Here is a 15,740-nt window from a genome sequence, read left to right as displayed (position 1 = left end):
CCCTCACCCCGCGCCCGAACGGCACACGAAACGCTTGGAGACCAGCATGTTCGACAAACTGCTCGCCATCCTCGGTGACCAGCTGCACCTCCCGGTCGAGGGGCTCACCCCCGAGACGACGCTCGCCGACGCCGAGCTCGACTCGCTCGCCCTGGTCGAGCTCAGCCTGATCCTGGAGAAGTCGCTCGGCTTCGAGATCCCGGAGGACTCCCTCACCGGCGTCAGCACCCTCGGCGACGTCGTGGGCCTCATGGAGAACGCGGGCACGAGGGCCTGATGGAGCGTCACGACATCGCCGTCACCGGCCTCGGTCTGGTCACCCCCGCCGGGATCGGCGTGGAGACCAACTGGGAGACGGTGTGCGCCGGGCGGCCCACGGCCGCCGTCGACGAGTCGCTCGCGGACAACCCGGTGCGGATCTCCAGCAGGGTGCCCGGGTTCGACGCCGCCGCGCTGCTCGGCGCCCGCCGCGCCCACCGTCTCGACCGCTTCGTCCAGTACGCGCTCGTCGCGCTGCACGAGGCCCTCGCGGACGCCGGGCTCGATCCCACGACGTGGGACGCCCCGCGCGTCGGCGTCGTGCTCGGCACCGCCCAGGGCGGGCAGTCCACCGTCGAGCGCCAGCACCAGGTGCTCGTCGACGAGGGCGCGTCGCGCGTCTCGCCGCTCCTGCTGCCCATGCAGCTGCCCAACATGCTGGCCGGGCAGGTCGCCATGGAGTGCGGGGCCCGCGGCCCGAACCTCGTCGTCGCCACGGCCTGCGCGTCGGGGACGACGGCCGTCGGCGTGGCCAGGGACCTGCTTCTCCTGGACCGCTGCGACATCGTCATCACCGGCGGCAGCGACGCGATGGTGACCCCGCTGGTCATGGCGGGCTTCGCGCAGATGGGCGCGCTCTCGCGCCGCCAGGACGACCCCGCCGCGGCGTCCAGGCCCTTCGACGCGGACCGGGACGGCTTCGTGGGCGGCGAGGGCGCGGGCATCCTCGTCCTGGAGCGCCTCGCGGACGCCAGGGCCAGGTCGGCCCGGGTGCACGCGCGCGTGGCCGGGTACGGCGCCGGCGCGGACGCCCACCACCTCAGCGCTCCCGACCCGCAGGGCCGAGGCATCGAGGCCGCCGTCCGCGCGGCGCTCGCGGACGCCGGGGCGGGCCCGGCGGACGTGCGGCACATCAACGCCCATGGCACCTCGACCCCGCTGAACGACAGGGTCGAGGCCGAGACGATCGAGCGCGTCTTCCCCGAAGGCCCCCTCGTCACCTCGACGAAGGGCGTGACCGGTCACCTCCTGGGCGCCGCGGGAGCGGTCGAGAGCATCTACACGGTCCTCGCGATCGAGCGCGGCGTGGTGCCCCCGACGGCGAACCTCAGCACCCTCGACCCGGCCGTCCACCTGGACGTGGCCACCCGTGCCACCGAGGGAAAGGTCGACTTCGCGCTCAGCCACTCCATGGGGTTCGGCGGCCAGAACGCGGTGCTCGCCTTCCAGGCGGCCTGACGCCCCCCACGGGTGACAAGCGGGCCCGGACCGCCTTCACGGTCCGGGCCCGCTGCCGTCGTTCCCGCCTACGCCGTCGCCCGCCCCGGCGCCTCGGGGCGTTTAGCCGGGATTTAGCCAGGCCGTGGACCGTTTCCCGCATGAATCCCGTGGTGCGCAGGGCCGCCGAGACCGACGCCTGGATCAGGAGTTTCCACGCCTCCGCCGAAGCCGCCGACGGCGACGCGTCGGGCGGCGTACGCCTGGTGTGTCTGCCGCACGCCGGGGGCAGCGCCAGCTACTTCCATCCGTTCTCGGCCGCGCTCTCGCCGCACGTCGACACCTTCGCGGTGCAGTACCCGGGGCGCCAGGACCGCAGGGCCGAGCCGCTGGTGGAGACCGTCCCCGAACTCGCGGAGCGGATCTTCGACGTGCTGGAGGAGTGGGCGGACGACCGCCCCCTGGCCCTGTTCGGGCACAGCATGGGCGCGACGCTGGCCTTCGAGGTCGCCGTACGCATGGAGGAGCGGCTCGGCACGTCGCCCGCGGCCCTCTTCCTCTCCGGACGGCGGGCGCCCTCGCACTTCCGCACCGAGCGCGTGCACACCCGCGACGACGAGGGGATCCTCGCCGAACTCGCCGCGCAGGGCGGCACGGACATGCGGCTCCTGCGGGACCCCGACGTACAGGCGATGGTGCTGCCGACGGTCCGCAACGACTACCGGGCCATCGAGACCCACCGTGCGGACCCGGACGCCGCCGTCTCCTGCCCGGTCACCGTGCTCACCGGCGACAAGGACGGCAAGGTGACCGCGACGGAGGCCGCGGCCTGGGAGAGGCACAGCCGGGGCGCCTTCGCCCTGCGGACGTTCCCCGGTGGCCACTTCTTTCTCGACGACCACCGGGAGTCCGTGGCGGACCTCGTCCGCACGGCCCTCGCGGGACTCAGCCCTCGTCGGCCGTGAGCCGCAGCGAGATGCTGTTGATGCAGTACCGCTGGTCCGTCGGCGTCGCGTACCCCTCGCCCTCGAAGACGTGCCCGAGGTGCGAGCCGCAGCGCGCGCACCGCACCTCGGTGCGCACCATGCCGTGCGAGGTGTCCTCGACCAGCTCGACCGCGTCCGTGTCCTTCGGGTCGAAGAAGCTCGGCCAGCCGCAGTGCGACTCGAACTTCTCGCCGGAGGTGAAGAGGTCGGCGCCGCAGGCCCGGCAGGAGTAGACGCCCTGGGTCTTGGTGTCGGTGTACTCACCGACGAAGGCGGGCTCGGTGCCCGCCTGGCGCAGGACCGCGTACTCCGAGGGGCTCAGCTGCGCGCGCCACTCCTCGTCCGGCTTCTCTACGTCGTACGACATGACGGGAACCCCTTACTTCCTACTTCGAAAGATCGGCCAGGATCCGCGGGCCGAGGTCCGTGACGTCGCCCGCTCCCATGGTGAGAACGAGATCGCCGGGCTTCGCCATTCCCGCGATCTCGGCCACCGCCGCGTCCTTGTCGCCCGCGCCCCGCACCTCGGCGCCCGCGGCACGGGCGGCGTCGATGATCAGGTCGCTGGTGATGCCGGGGATCGGGTCCTCGCGGGCCGGGTAGATGTCGAGCACGACGGAGGAGTCGGCGAGCGCCAGGGCCTGGCCCATCTCCGCGCCCAGCTCCTGGGTGCGCGAGAAGAGGTGCGGCTGGAAGAGGACGAGGATGCGGGAGTCGCCCGCGGCGGAGCGCATCGCCTCCAGGTCGGCCGTCATCTCGGTCGGGTGGTGCGCGTAGGAGTCGATGACCTGGACGCCCGCGGCCTCGCCCTTGAGCTGGAGGCGGCGCTTGACGCCCGTGTACGCCTTCAGGGCACCGGCCAGGTTCCGGGACGGGATGCCGAGGGCGATGCCCGCCGCGAGGGCCGCGACCGCGTTGCCCGCGTAGTGCCTGCCGGGCACCGAGACCGTGAAGGTGAGCAGCTTGCCGTCGAGCAGGACGGTGACCTCGCTGGTCAGACCGCGCGCGGTGATCTTGTGGATGCGCAGGTCGGCGCCCTCGGCCTCGCCGTAGGTGACGACCTTCAGCTCCCCCAGGTCGCGCACGCGCTGGGTGAGCTCCACCGCGCCGGGCTGGTCCGCCGAGATGACCAGGGTGCCGCCGGGCACGACCTTGCCCGCGAAGATCTCGAAGGACTCGTAGATCTCGTCCATCGACGCGTAGTTGGCGTGGTGGTCGAGCTCCACGTTGAGGACGATGGCGACCTCGGGCGCGTACTTGTGGAAGCTGCGGTCGCTTTCGTCCGCCTCGGCGACGAAGATGTCGCCCGCGCCGTGCAGCGCGTTGGAGCCCGGCACGTCCAGGTCGCCGCCGATCGCGTACGACGGGTCGAGGCCGAGGGCGTCGAGCGTGACCGCGAGCATCGAGGTCGTGGTGGTCTTGCCGTGCGTACCGGCGACCGCGATCGGGCGCAGGCCCGCCATCAGGGAGGCGAGCGCGTCCGAGCGGTGCACGACGGGGATGCCGAGCTCGGTGGCACGGACCAGCTCGGGGTTGTCGGCGCGGATCGCGGAGGAGACGACGACGCAGCTCGCGTCGGCCGCGAGGTGCGCCGCGTCGTGCCCGATGTGGACCGTGGCGCCGAGGGCGCGCAGCGACTCGGCGGTGGCGGAGTCCTTGGCGTCGCTGCCCGCGACCTTGGCGCCGCGCTGGGTCAGGATCTTCGCGATGCCCGACATTCCGGCGCCGCCGATGCCGATGAAGTGCGGTCGGTCCATGGCGGTAGGAAGGCCGGGTGCCATGCGTGTGTCTCCCAAGTCGTACGTAGCTGAGCGCCCCAGCCTAGTAGCACTCGAGCCCCGTCAGGGGCAGCGGTGGCGCCTACGCCTCGTCCGCGAGACTGTGCGAGAACAGCTTCAGCACCGGAACCCCCACCTTGTGCCGCGCCCGCGAAGCCCAGTCCCGGTGGAAGAACTCCTCCACGTAGTGGGGGTCAGTCAGCACGATGACCTCGTCCGCCCCCGCCTCGTCGACGAGGGTCTTGAGCGCGTCGAGGGGGTGGTCCTCGATGAGCCGCCCGGTCGCTTCGCAGCCCGCCGCGCGCAGCGCGAGCAGGGAGACCTGCAGTGCCTGCTCGCCGGGCCCCGTCGCGTCCTGTCCCTCGGGCGTCTTGCCCTCGCGCGCCGCCTCGTCGAGCTCGCCGAGTGCGACGTCGTCGATCGCCCTGAGGAGCCGGTCCGCCTGGTCGCCCCTGGGCTGGAGCAGCACGTGGAAGGCGACCGGCTCGTCACCGTGCAAGGTGGTGACGAACTCCACGTCGGCGGACGTCAGGGCCTTCTCGATCATCAATACGCTCGTGAACACTGCAGGCGCCCTTCTCCTCCGTGGGCCGTCGCGAGGCCCCTGCGGAAACCATCCTGCCCCGTGACCGCACGGGGTCTGCGAGATCTAGTGTGCCCAGCGGAAGGCAAACGGAACGGCTGATTCCGCTGATTGTCAGGTACGACGGTATCGGGTGAAGAGGAACCCGGCCTCCTCCAGTACGGACGTCAGTACGAATTTTTCGGGCACCGCGACAGCGGGTCCGCCCGCGATGCGCTGAGCGTCTCCGGCGGTGAGCATCGGCGAGATCGTCAGGCAGAGCTCGTCGAGTACCCCCGCCGCCACGAACTGACCCAGCAGACGGGGCCCTCCTTCGGTGAGCAGCCGGGTCAGCCCCCGCTCGGCCAGAACCGGAGCCACGCGCTCCGGAGCCACGGCCGCGCCCTCGCCCGCGATCACCACGACGGCGCCCGCCTTGCGGGCCTCGGCCATCCGGTCGGCGGGGGCGGCCGCGCCGGTCACCACGAGGGTGGGCGCGAGCGGAGAGGTGAAGAGCGGAAGCGTGAAATCCAGGTCCAGACCGGCGCTGACCACGGCGACCGCCGGTGCGGGCGTCTGCCCCGCGGCCGCCCTGCGGGCCGCGAACGCCTCACGCGCGCGTGCCGGTCGGTACCCCTCCTGGCGCACCGTCTGCGCCCCGACGACCACCACGTCGGCGAGCCCGCGCAGGGTGCCGAAGATCCGCATGTCGGTGTCGTTGGAGATCGGCTGGGAGCGCCCGTCGTGCTGGGCGGCGCCGTCGAGCGTGGACACCATGTTGGCGCGCAGCCAGGGTGCGGCGCCGTCGGGATAGGCGTACGCGTCGGCCAGCTCGTCGAGCCCCCAGTGCGCCTGCCCCGTGGCCACACCGCCCGCACGATCATCCGTACGGTCGTGGGTCCGGTCAGGTGTCCGGTCCTCCGTCCGGGCGTCCGTCCGGTCGCATGTCTGGTCGCATGTCTGGTCGGTCACAGGGAACAGGCGTCGCATATCCGCAGTCTTGCACGCCCCTTAAGGTTGGGAACCGTGTCGTCCTCCACCGCCGCCCCCGGGCAGACCCCCATAGCCGAAGCGGCTCCGCTGTCCCTCTGCGCACGCGAGCCCCACGTCCCCGCCGACCGTCTGGTCGCCGAGATGGTGCCGCCGCCGCGCTTCGACTCGGTCCGCTTCGCCACGTACATCCCCGACCCGAACCAGCCGAGCCAGACCGAGGCCGTCCGCGTCCTCAGCGGCTTCGCCGCGGGTCTCGGCGGGGCGCACGCCAGTGGCGCGGCCAAGAAGCGGTGGTTCGGCAGGTCCCGGCCCGCCGCACCCTCGGGCCCGCGCGGCGTCTACCTCGACGGCGGCTACGGAGTCGGCAAGACCCACCTGCTCGCCTCCCTCTGGCACGCGACGCCCGCGGCGCCCGAGAAGAAGGCGTTCGGCACCTTCGTGGAGCTCACCAACCTGGTCGGCGCGCTCGGTTTCCAGCAGACCGTCCGCACGCTCGGCGAGCACCGACTGCTCTGCATCGACGAGTTCGAGCTCGACGACCCGGGCGACACGGTGCTCGTCTCCTCGCTCCTGGCCAGGCTGGTGGACGAGGGCGTGGCCCTGGCGGCGACCTCCAACACGCTGCCCGGCAAGCTCGGCGAGGGCCGGTTCGCCTCCGTCGACTTCCTGCGCGAGATCCAGGGCCTTTCCGCCCACTTCAGGGCGCTGCGCATCGACGGCGACGACTACCGCCACCGGGGCCTTCCCGAGGCCCCCGCCCCGTACTCCGACGAGCAGGTCACCAAGGCGGCGTACGCGACCGAGCGCGCGTCCCTCGACGACTTCCCGCATCTGCTCGCGCACCTGGCCAAGGTCCACCCCAGCAGGTACGGCGCGCTGACGGACGGCATCGCCGCGGTCTGTCTGACCGATGTGACGCCGGTGCCCGACCAGTCGACCGCCCTGCGCCTTGTGGTGCTCGCCGACCGGCTGTACGACAGGGAGGTGCCGGTGCTCGCCTCCGGTGTGCCCTTCGACCGGCTCTTCAGCGAGGACATGCTCAACGGCGGGTACCGGAAGAAGTACTTCCGCGCCATCTCGCGGCTCACGGCGCTCGCACGGGACGCCAAGGGGCTCGTGGGCGACTAGCCCCATCGGGGCGGGGCGCTGGACGGCAGGCGGAAAACCGATAGCTACGCGCGTGGTTCCCGCGCACCAGAGCGCGTGGTACACACATCCGGTCACATTCCTGTCCGCCAGCAGGAGGTTGCCCATCATGTCTGCCACTCGACGTCAGGTTCTCGCCCGTTCCGGTGCCCTGGGCGCGGGAATCGCGTTCACCGGAGCCCTCTCGGAACTCTTCGCGGGCACGGCCGCCGCACACGGGAAGGCCGGTTACGGCCCCCTCGTCCCCGACCCCGCGGGACTGCTCGACCTCCCCAAGGGCTTTCGCTACAAGGTCCTCTCGCGCGAGGGCGGCGACCTTCGCTCCGGTGAGGGCAAGGTGCCGAGCAACCACGACGGCATGGCCGCCTTCCGCGGCAAGCACGGCGGGGTCCACCTCGTGCGCAATCACGAGAACCGCGTCACCGGCAGGATCGGCGTACCCACGGTCAAGGGTCTGACCTACGACCCGATGGCCAAGGGCGGCTGTACGACGCTCGCGCTCGACCGGAGAAACAACGTCGTCGGCGAACGCGTCGCCATCGCCGGTACCGCCGTCAACTGCGCGGGCGGGCCCACCCCTTGGGGCACCTGGCTCACCTGCGAGGAGACCGAGGACAAGGCAGGGACCAACGGCTACACCAAGGACCACGGCTTCATCTTCGAGGTCGACCCGGTGGACCCGCACCGCACCGGCGCCGTGCCGCTCACCGCGATGGGCCGCTTCCAGCACGAGGCGATCGCCGTCGACCCCCGGCGCGGCGTCGTCTACGAGACCGAGGACGCCTTCCTCAAGCCCTTCGGCCTCTTCTACCGCTTCCTGCCCGAAAAACCCGAGGGCGGCCGCGGTTCCCTGCGCGCGGGCGGCAGGCTCCAGGCCATGCGGGTGCCCGGCGTCCCCGACCTGTCCGCCGTCCAGGAGACGGGTGCCTGCTTCGAGGGCGTCGAATGGGTCGACGTCCCCGACCCGCTCGCCGCCCAGACCCCCATCCGGCTCCAGGACTTCGGGCCCAAGGGCATCACGCACGCGCAGAAGCTGGAGGGCTGCTACTGGGGCGGCTCCTCCGTCTACTTCGTATCCTCCTTCGCGCACAGCGCGGAGGGCTCGGCGGCCACCCACTTCGGCCAGATCTGGCGCTACGACCCGTCCCGGCGCCGCCTCACCCTCGTGATCGTCTTCGGCCCGAGCACCGACATCCAACTGCCGGGCGAGTCCCCCGACAACATCTGCCTCGCGCCCAGCGGCGGCCTGATGGTGTGCGAGGACGGCGGCGGCGCCCAGTACGTGTACGGCCTGACCCGGGGCGGCGAGATCTACCCGATGGCCCGCGGCCGACAGAACATCGGCACGCCGGAGGAGCCCGAGTGGGGCGAGTTCGCCGGGGTGACGTTCTCGCCCGACCACGACACGATGTACGTGAACTGCTACACGCCCGGCACGACGTTCGCCGTGACGGGGCCCTGGCACAAGTAGCGGCCCCCCGGCCCTCGTCGCACGATCGAGGGAGACGACCGGAAGGGGTGCGCGGTGGCGAAGTCCAAGAAGGTGGCGAAGTCCACGAAGGACGGCAGGAGCGCGAAGAAGCGGGGCCGGAAGGCCGATGAGCAGGCCGCACCGCCGCCCCTGCGCGATCTGCTGCGCATCCCCGAAGGAGAGCGGGTCGACCTCTCCTCGTACGACGCGGCCGCGACGCCCGCGGGCCCGAGCGACAAGCCCGCGGGCCTCGCGGCCACCGCCCACATGGGCGAACGCCTCGCCGACCTCCAGGAACGCCTGTACGCCGCGAGCACGGCGGGCGACCGCCGCCGCGTCCTCCTGGTCCTCCAGGGCATGGACACCAGCGGCAAGGGCGGCACGGTGAAGCACGTCATCGGCCTGTTCAACCCCTCGGGCTGCCGCATCAAAGCCTTCAAGGCGCCCACCCCGGAGGAACTGAACCACCCCTTCCTCTGGCGCGTCATGAAGGCACTCCCCCAGCCCGGCGAGATCGGCATCTTCGACCGCTCGCACTACGAGGACGTCCTCATCGCCCGCGTCCGCGAACTGGTCCCCCGCAGTCAGCTCGGCCGCCGCTACGGCCAGATCAACCGCTTCGAGAAGTCCCTGGCCGACGACGGCGTCACCGTCGTCAAGTGCTTCCTCCACATCTCGTACGCCCAGCAACGCCGCCGCCTCCTGGAGCGCCTCGACAACCCCGACAAACACTGGAAGTTCAACCCCGGCGACATCGAGGAACGCGCCCTGTGGCCCGCCTACCAGGAGGCCTACGAACTGGCCCTGGAACGCTGCTCCACCGAGGCGGCCCCCTGGTACCTGATCCCCGCGGACCGCAAGTGGTACCGCAACTGGGCCATCAGCAAGCTGCTCCTGGAACACCTGGAATCCCTCGACCCGAAGTACCCGGCGGCGGACTTCGACGTCGAGGAGAGCAGGAAGAGGCTCCTGCTGGAGGACGCGTCCGTCAGACGGTGAGAACGAGCTTCCCCCGGAGGTGGCCGGCGTCGAGCAGGCGGTGTGCGTCGGCCACGCGCTCGAAGGGGAACGTCTCCTGCACGTGGACCCGGAGCCTGCCCTGTTCGACCAGTGCGACGAGACCTCGCAGGGCGACCGGATCGGGGTCGACCGCGATGCCGCTGAAGCGCATTCCGGACGCCTCGTACGTGTCGGCGAGCGCCACGTTCTCCTCGGCGACCGCCGTCACCACATGGCCGCCGGGGCGGAGCACGTCGAGCGATCGCTCCACGGTGTCGCCGCCGATCGTGTCGAGCACGACGTCGACGTCGCGGACCGCATCGGCGAAGTCGACCCTCGTGTAGTCGAGCACCTCGTCGGCGCCGAGCCCCTCGACGAAGGCCCGCTTGCTCCCGCTCGCGGTCGTGATCACGTACGCGCCGAGCGCCTTCGCGATCTGGATCGCGACGTGGCCGACCCCGCCACCACCGCCGTGGACCAGGACGCGGTCGCCCGCGGTCACGCCGCCGAGGTCGACGAGGCCCTGCCACGCCGTGAGGCCGACGATCGGCAGGGCCGCCGCGTCGACGTGCGAGAGGGAGGGCGGCTTGCGTGCCAGGTGCAGTGCCGGGGCCGACACGACCTCGGCGTACGCGTTCGCCGCTCGCGGGAACAGCGGCATCCCGAACACCTCGTCGCCCGGCCTGAACCGCCAGGTCCCCGGTGCCTGTTCGACCACGCCGCTGATGTCCCAGCCGAGGGTGAACGGCGGCTGCCCGATCAGCGGGAACTCGCCTGCGCGCAGGCGCGCCTCCAGTGGGTTCAGTCCGATCGCCTTGACGCGGACGAGGACCTCGGTCGGCAGGGCCCGGGGTTCGGGCGCCTCCACGACGGTGAGCACCTCGGGACCGCCGAGCGTCTGCTGGGTGATGACGCGCATGGTTCGCATGGCTCTCCTGGCTCTCCTGGCTCTGGACGGTGGGAGAACCAGGCTAGGTATCCGGGAGGAACCCTCAGGTACCTTCGGTGCCACGCTCCCCGCCACCCGCGTGCCCAAGGTGCGGGCCCGTGGCGCCGAGGCCCGGAATCAGCACCGCCGCCACCGCCAGGTGCATCAGCGCGAGCGCGACCCGGGTGCCGCCGTCCATGCCGTCGCCGGTGAGCGGCAGGAAGGACACGGCCAGCGCGGCGCAGGCCACCCCGGTCCAGACGGTGCGGGCGCGCGGCACACCGACCCGTTCCAGGGCGGCGAGGAGCCCCCAGCCGACGAGCGACGCGAGCAGCGCGACGATCGCCACGGGCACGGCGCCGATGTCGAGCGTCCGCTCGCCGTCGGCGATCCGCAGCCGGTGCCCCAGTAACGGGTCCGCGACCAGCCACACCAGGACGGGGGCGACGACGGCCAGGGCCGTCGCCCCCGAGCGCCTCATCGGCACGCTCACTCGGCGCCTCCCGAGAGCGCCCCGTGCAGGAACACCTCCACCAGTTCCCCCGAGGTCAGGTCGGGCTCGTCCTCCGTACGCGGCTGGGTGAACAGCAGCCCGAAGAAGAGCGCCGCGATCTGCTCGGGCGGGCGGCGCAGAGTGGCCCTTTCGGGCTCCATCAGCTCCGCGAGGGCCGCGCGGATACGGGTCGTCGACTCGCTGCGGCCCGCGCCGCGCACCGTGCCGGGGTGCTTGCCGCCGAAGTGCCCGAGCGCCCCGGCGATCGCGCCCATCCTGGCCATGTGCGCCTGGAGCGCATCGGCCGCCTCCGCGAGCCGGTCGGGCAGCGGCTGGGACATGTCGATCGCGTCGAGCTCACGGACGGCGTGCTCGGGAGAGAGCGCCTCGGCCATGCAGGCCAGCAACAGCTCGTCCTTGTCGGCGAAGACCCGGAAGATCGTGCCCTCGCCGATGCCCGCGGCGCGGGCGATCTTCGCGGTCGTCACCGAGGCGCCGCACTCGGCGATCAGCGGGATCGCGGTCCGGATGATCATTTCTCGGCGCTGCTCCGGCGACATGCTGGGGGCGCGACGGCGGGCGACGGTCTGGTTCTCCTTGGGCGCTTCCTTGGATGTTTCCTTGGATGTTTCCTTGGGGGCTTCCTTGGGTGCTGTCATGACGACGACGATACGGAGTGAGTCCTCACTCCGTCAATGAGTGAGGGCTCACTCCGTTCAGGTCAGCCCGCCGTCAGCGGATAGTGGTCCGACAGGTTGGTGTACGTGTACTTCTTGCCCCAGCTGGAGACCGTCCAGGGCGCGCTCTGCTCCTTGACCACGTTGTTGCGCCAGGAGGCGGGGCGGGCGTGCCCCTTGCGGTGGAGGACGTAGTCGAGGTCCTCGCGGGGGTCGTCCGGGTAGCGCTCGGCGGCGATCGAGTTGTCCTGGGTGTCGAAGGAGTACGGGTGGCCCGTGCGACTGTCGGCCGGGACGAAGCCGCCGTCGGCGAGCATCGAGGCGTACTCGGAGCTGTGCGAGTCGACGTTGAAGTCGCCCGCCACGATGACCTGTTCACCCGCCGGGATGTTCTTGGCGGCGAGGAAGGCGTCCATCTCCTTGAACTGCTTGGCGCGGGTGGCCGCCGCCTCGCCGCTGCCGCAGCCCGGGTCGGTGGACTGGGTGTGCGTGCCCACCACGTGCGTCTTCGTGCCGTTCACGTCCAACACGGCGTACACGAAGCCCTTGTTGGAGTACGCGTCGGAGCCGCACGCGTCCTTGTAGACGTACTGCTCCTTGCGCACGATCGGCCACTTGCTCAGGACCGTCACGCCGCCGTCCTCGGGGGTCACCGAGGAGTAGGCCCCGCCGGTGGCGTCCCAGCCGCTCTTGCCGCGGCCCATCACGGGGGTCTGGTGCGGGTAGCGGTCCTTGGCGTTGGCCTGGAGCGCGTCGGACGAGGAGTTGTCGAACGCCTCTTGCAGCACGACGACGTCCTGCCCCTGGAAGAAGTCCGCGGCCGGTATCGCCTTGGCCCGGTGATCCTGACCCCAGTTCGGGTAGAGCGTCTTACTGAAAAGGAACGTGTTGTACGTGAGCACCTTGAGCGAAGGCGGGGCGGCAGGCGCGTCGGCCGCCGCGGTCGCGGACGGGGCGACGGCGGCGAGCGTGGCGGCGGCGAGCACGGTGGAGATCGCGGTCGCGTGGGTCCTGCGCAGCGCTGAGTGCGGCACTGAGACTCCTGGGAGTGGGGGGTGTTGCTGCTGGTTCCGGCCGTGCCGGGAGCGGCCGGTGTCCGGACGCCCGCACATCCAACCAGCCACGATTACTTCTGGGGATACTTCGCGTGAACACGTGAACACGTGAACACGGTGTTCGCACGGGAAAAGCCGCTCCCCCGCGGCCGAGATCGCCCCCGTACGGGCACCCCACGCGGGCACCCACGCCCCGTGAGGCCTTGACCGACGCCCCGGATCGGACCTCTCCCCCAGAGACCTCCAGGCACCCGCCGGAGGGCTTCGGGAGAGCCCCCCTCACACCCCCTGACCTGGGCTTACACAACAGCCGCCACCTACAATTACCCCCTACCGAAGGGGACTTGATGGACCGCGACATCCACACGATCGACGACGTGCTGAAGCTCCTCGACACCCTGTTCGCGCCGGAGGCCGACCGGTGGACCGCCGAAGGGGCGGCCTGGTGGGACGGCTTCTACGCGGACCGGGGCAAGCCCGTGCCGTTCTTCGCCGCGAAACCGGACGAAAACCTCGTCTCGTACGTGGAGCGGGGACTGCTCACCCCGGGCCGCGCCCTCGACATCGGCTGCGGCCCCGGCCGCAACGCCCTCCACCTCGCCTCCCTCGGCTTCGACGTGGACGCCGTCGACCTCTCCCCCGCCGCGCTCGACTGGGCCGCGGGCCGGGCCGAGGAGGCGGGCGCCGACGTGCGCTTCCACCAGGGCGACGTCTTCGAACTGACGCGGGCCTCGCTGACCGGGCCGTACGACCTGGTCTACGACTCCGGCTGCTTCCACCACCTGCCGCCGCACCGGCGGATCAGCTATCTCGCGCTCCTGGACCGCGTCCTGGCGCCCGGCGGCCACTTCGCCCTCACCTGCTTCGCGGCCGGTGAGAACGGCATGGGATCCGAGCTGTCCGACGCGGAGTTCTACCGCACGGCGGGCCTGCACGGGGGCCTGCACGGGGGCCTCGCCTACGACGCGGACGCGCTGCGCCGGATCTTCGCGGGCCTGACGGAGGTCGAACTGCGCCGCATGCGCGACGAGAAGAACGGCTCGCCGCTGTTCGGCGAGCCGTTCCTGTGGACGGCGCTGTTCCATCGGCCCGGCCTATCTCCTGCGCACCGGCAGGATCTGGGCGAAGGCGCGTAAGACCGTCGCGCGTTCTTCCGGGGCCGTGCCCCGGACCGCGATGGCGAGGGCGGCAAGGAAGGTCACGGCGATCACGACAACGGCCGCGAGCAGCAACTCGGGGGCTCCTGCGGCGAGTTCGATCAGGATGGTGGTCATGGGATTCCTCCGTCGGCGGGGCGGAGCTGGCGAGTGGCGAGTGCGATGCCGAGTGGCCGAAGGAGACGCGCGTCCGACGTCGAAAAGAAGCACCGAGGCCAGCGCCGAAGCCACGCCGACGCCGCACCGAACGCGGCGACGGGGAAGGTCAGTTGGGCCTCAATGATCAAACGCAGGAGCGCGTCCGGGGTCGGCCCCGGCGGCCGGGGTCACTTCCCGTGAACAGAGGCGCTCATGCGCCGGTAGTTCGCAGCCATGTCCATCACTCCCTGCGGTCGAACCCCATGACGGGTCCGGGTGCGACACGTGTGCCGCACTGCGAACCCCCACCATGCCCTGCCGCGAGGGTCGAGCGCTAGACCCAACCCCCCTGCGGCCATGGGGCATTACTCACACCCGGCCTCCCGGCCTCCCGGCCTCCCGGCCTCACGGCCGCACGAGCCGCACCTTGTCGACCCCGAGGAGGCCGGCGAGGGGCACCTTCGCGGTGGCCTGGCCCGGGTCGACCGTCATGCCGTCGGCGCGCAGGACGTCGAGCAGCAGACCGGCGAGCGGCATCACCATGTGCCGTCCCCAACAGCGTTCGGAGACATGGCCGAAGGGGAGGTAGCCGGGGTGGTCGTCGGGGTCGAGATCGGCCCAGCGTTCGGGGCGGAACGCGTCGGGGTCCTCCCAGAGCGCCGGGTCGCGGTGGCTGAGCAGCGGCAGCAGCAGGACGTCGTCGCCCGCGCCGATGCGGTCGTCGATGGCCGGGTACTCGGGGGACGCGTTGCGCAGGATGTTCCAGGACGGCGGCAGCAGCCGCATGGACTCGTAGAGGATGTGCTCGTTCGGCGTGTCGTCGTCGAACGGCGCCCCCAGCCAGTACGCGTTGGCGACGAGCGTGGAGACGGTGAAGCAGACCGGGGCCGCGGCCCGCCGGTACAGACCCATCGCGTAGCGGCGGTCGCTGTAGCCCGTGGCGTTCGCGGTGAGCCCCGCGATGCTGGTGACGGGCGCTCCCGGCCGGAGCCTGCCGGGCAGCGCCGCGCCGACGGCGATCACCGACCAGGTCAGCTTGGGCGTCAACTCCAGGGTCCGGTCCATGAGGATGCGCAGCCGGTACGGGTCGGCGCCCAGGATCAGATCACGGAGATGGACGTGGCCGACGTGCGGCCACTCGCCGGAGAGGTCGACGTCCCCTTGCACGGGCTTGCGCAGCGCCGTACGCACGTCGCGGCCGATGGCCTGCATGACGGTGGACGCCTCGGTGCGCGGGATCGAACGCCCGTGCAGCGGCTTGAAGGTGGGGCGTTCGCGTTCGGTGGCCGGGCGGGCGGCGAGGATCCGATCACTCTGCTCGGGCCCGGCGACGCCGACGGTGTCGGCGTCCAGCCGGAACACGTCCTCGCCGCGGTGGTCGCGCAGCAGGGCGTGGAGTCGCGGCGTGAAGACGGTGGTCCTGGACATCCGGTCGGTACCGGAGGAGGGCGTCGGGGGCATCGGAGTCTCCAGGTGCGGGAGGCTCGCGCCCGGCGCCGTGTGGGGCGGCCGGGCGCGGTCTCGACGGCGAGTTACGTCGTCCCTACGGGATGCGCACCCAAATCTGAGACGCACCTCGCCTGTATTTCTATCGGAAAATCAGGTCAAACAACACCGTTCCCATCCGTCACAATCGCATTCGATCCGCCTCCGTCCGGGCCTGGTGTGCACACGTGCGCGCAGTGCGGTGAAGGGCTGCGCCTGCGACTCCTGCCCAGGCGGGGCGCCGAACTCCAACGGGGGCGGTTCCCGAACGGTTCACCTCCGCTCGCGCGGAGAGCACCTCGATCGGGGTGCTGTCGTAGTACGCATGGGCGGTTCACCTCCGCTCGAGTGGAGGTGAGTCGGCGCCCGGTATTCCGACGCTGAATACCACGGTGT

General features: G+C 71.4%; 17 protein-coding genes. 7 read left to right on the top strand and 10 right to left on the bottom strand.

Features of this window, described 5'->3' with window-relative positions:
* The first annotated feature begins 46 nt into the window (after nt 1–46).
* From KY5_RS31800 to KY5_RS31790, 3 genes are all read left to right on the top strand, one after another.
* Nucleotides 47–277, top strand: a complete 231-nt coding sequence (locus tag KY5_RS31800) for an acyl carrier protein (protein ID WP_098245437.1) — start codon at nt 47–49, stop codon at nt 275–277.
* Nucleotides 277–1,497 (top strand): beta-ketoacyl-[acyl-carrier-protein] synthase family protein, encoded by a 1,221-nt coding sequence (locus KY5_RS31795; protein WP_098245436.1) that lies wholly within the window; start codon nt 277–279, stop codon nt 1,495–1,497. The genes KY5_RS31800 and KY5_RS31795 overlap by 1 nt, the downstream gene beginning before the upstream one ends.
* A 140-nt stretch (nt 1,498–1,637) precedes the next feature.
* A complete protein-coding gene (locus KY5_RS31790; protein WP_098245435.1) occupies nt 1,638–2,441 on the top strand; it encodes a thioesterase II family protein in 804 nt (267 codons plus the stop codon).
* Here KY5_RS31790 and msrB read toward each other — a convergent pair.
* From msrB to KY5_RS31770, 4 genes are all read right to left on the bottom strand, one after another.
* Nucleotides 2,422–2,829 carry a peptide-methionine (R)-S-oxide reductase MsrB gene (gene msrB, locus KY5_RS31785; protein WP_098245434.1) on the bottom strand — a complete coding sequence of 136 codons (408 nt, stop codon included), beginning with the start codon at nt 2,827–2,829 and terminating at the stop codon, nt 2,422–2,424. The genes KY5_RS31790 and msrB overlap by 20 nt on opposite strands.
* A gap of 19 nt (nt 2,830–2,848) precedes the next feature.
* Nucleotides 2,849–4,243 carry a UDP-N-acetylmuramate--L-alanine ligase gene (gene murC, locus KY5_RS31780; RefSeq protein WP_098245433.1) on the bottom strand — a complete coding sequence of 465 codons (1,395 nt, stop codon included), beginning with the start codon at nt 4,241–4,243 and terminating at the stop codon, nt 2,849–2,851.
* Between the two features lie 79 nt (nt 4,244–4,322).
* A complete protein-coding gene (locus KY5_RS31775) occupies nt 4,323–4,805 on the bottom strand; it encodes an indole-3-glycerol phosphate synthase (RefSeq protein ID WP_199843332.1) in 483 nt (160 codons plus the stop codon).
* A gap of 132 nt (nt 4,806–4,937) precedes the next feature.
* Nucleotides 4,938–5,792 carry a pyrimidine reductase family protein gene (locus tag KY5_RS31770; RefSeq protein WP_098245431.1) on the bottom strand — a complete coding sequence of 285 codons (855 nt, stop codon included), beginning with the start codon at nt 5,790–5,792 and terminating at the stop codon, nt 4,938–4,940.
* A 36-nt stretch (nt 5,793–5,828) separates the two neighbouring features.
* Here KY5_RS31770 and zapE point away from each other — a divergent pair, with 36 nt between their 5' ends.
* The 3 genes from zapE (at nt 5,829) to KY5_RS31755 (ending at nt 9,411) form a co-directional block, all read left to right on the top strand.
* Complete coding sequence (gene zapE, locus KY5_RS31765; RefSeq protein WP_098245430.1) at nt 5,829–6,923, top strand: cell division protein ZapE; 1,095 nt, start codon at nt 5,829–5,831, stop codon at nt 6,921–6,923.
* Between the two features lie 127 nt (nt 6,924–7,050).
* The gene (locus KY5_RS31760; protein WP_098245429.1) at nt 7,051–8,412 is read left to right on the top strand and encodes a PhoX family protein; all 1,362 of its coding nucleotides are present in this window, start codon (nt 7,051–7,053) and stop codon (nt 8,410–8,412) included.
* Between the two features lie 72 nt (nt 8,413–8,484).
* Nucleotides 8,485–9,411: a polyphosphate kinase 2 family protein gene (locus tag KY5_RS31755; RefSeq protein ID WP_199843659.1), complete on the top strand. Its 927-nt coding sequence runs from the start codon at nt 8,485–8,487 to the stop codon at nt 9,409–9,411.
* Here the strand turns inward: KY5_RS31755 and KY5_RS31750 are convergent.
* The 4 genes from KY5_RS31750 to sph all read right to left on the bottom strand — a co-directional run bounded on the left by KY5_RS31750 (nt 9,401) and on the right by sph (nt 12,543).
* Entirely contained in the window at nt 9,401–10,330 is a 930-nt protein-coding gene (locus KY5_RS31750; protein WP_098247587.1) for an NADP-dependent oxidoreductase, read from the bottom strand. The genes KY5_RS31755 and KY5_RS31750 overlap by 11 nt on opposite strands.
* Nucleotides 10,331–10,403: 73 nt before the next feature.
* Nucleotides 10,404–10,832, bottom strand: a complete 429-nt coding sequence (locus tag KY5_RS31745; RefSeq protein WP_418952832.1) for a DUF6069 family protein — start codon at nt 10,830–10,832, stop codon at nt 10,404–10,406.
* Nucleotides 10,829–11,392: a TetR/AcrR family transcriptional regulator gene (locus KY5_RS31740; RefSeq protein ID WP_199843657.1), complete on the bottom strand. Its 564-nt coding sequence runs from the start codon at nt 11,390–11,392 to the stop codon at nt 10,829–10,831. The genes KY5_RS31745 and KY5_RS31740 overlap by 4 nt, the downstream gene beginning before the upstream one ends.
* A gap of 161 nt (nt 11,393–11,553) precedes the next feature.
* Entirely contained in the window at nt 11,554–12,543 is a 990-nt protein-coding gene (gene sph, locus KY5_RS31735; RefSeq protein ID WP_234362956.1) for a sphingomyelin phosphodiesterase, read from the bottom strand.
* A gap of 368 nt (nt 12,544–12,911) precedes the next feature.
* Between sph and KY5_RS31730 the strand changes: the two genes are divergently transcribed.
* A complete protein-coding gene (locus KY5_RS31730; protein WP_098245426.1) occupies nt 12,912–13,700 on the top strand; it encodes a class I SAM-dependent methyltransferase in 789 nt (262 codons plus the stop codon).
* Here the strand turns inward: KY5_RS31730 and KY5_RS31725 are convergent.
* Together KY5_RS31725 and KY5_RS31720 are read right to left on the bottom strand one after the other, a co-directional pair.
* A complete protein-coding gene (locus KY5_RS31725) occupies nt 13,659–13,838 on the bottom strand; it encodes a hypothetical protein (RefSeq protein WP_098245425.1) in 180 nt (59 codons plus the stop codon). The genes KY5_RS31730 and KY5_RS31725 overlap by 42 nt on opposite strands.
* Nucleotides 13,839–14,264: 426 nt before the next feature.
* The gene (locus KY5_RS31720) at nt 14,265–15,320 is read right to left on the bottom strand and encodes a cytochrome P450 (RefSeq protein WP_098245424.1); all 1,056 of its coding nucleotides are present in this window, start codon (nt 15,318–15,320) and stop codon (nt 14,265–14,267) included.
* Between the last annotated feature and the right edge of the window lie 420 nt (nt 15,321–15,740).

The sequence above is a fragment of the Streptomyces formicae genome, from assembly GCF_002556545.1.
GTDB lineage: Bacteria > Actinomycetota > Actinomycetes > Streptomycetales > Streptomycetaceae > Streptomyces > Streptomyces formicae_A.
Note: the sequence above shows the minus strand (reverse complement) of the source record. Positions and strands in the feature narration are given on the sequence as shown.